The organism is Ferrovum myxofaciens (genome assembly GCF_000735045.1).
Taxonomy (GTDB): domain Bacteria; phylum Pseudomonadota; class Gammaproteobacteria; order Burkholderiales; family Ferrovaceae; genus Ferrovum; species Ferrovum myxofaciens.
Map to the genome: position 1 here is coordinate 1 of NZ_JPOQ01000107.1, position 346 is coordinate 346.

Annotated in this window: 1 pseudogene; it reads right to left on the minus strand. The window is 54.9% G+C overall.

Features of this window, described 5'->3' with window-relative positions:
• Positions 1–346: pseudogene (locus IV91_RS0111215) on the minus strand (transposase); the annotation flags it as partial.

Here is a 346-nt window from a genome sequence, read left to right on the forward strand (position 1 = left end):
ACGCAGCCACCCCGTTTGCAGCAGCACAGGTTTCTGAGCCGCCCACATCGTTTCAATATGGGATGGGTGGTGCGTGTTGCTCATAACGCAGCGTGCGAGGAATGCGGAATACACATCCCGTTGCACGACTCCCGACCCATCCCCCAGCACATGCCACCGCTGACTGAGCGGCTTCTTTGTGCAAACTTCGGTGGTGTGGTCGTACTGCGACATTTTCAGAGACCAGGTGTGCAAATCAATCAACTTGCCGCCAGCACTTTCAGCCTTGCGACGCAATTGTTCGACGAACATTCCGGGTGCTCTGACTTTCACGCTCTTGCCATAATTCTTCTGGAAGGCGAGGTAA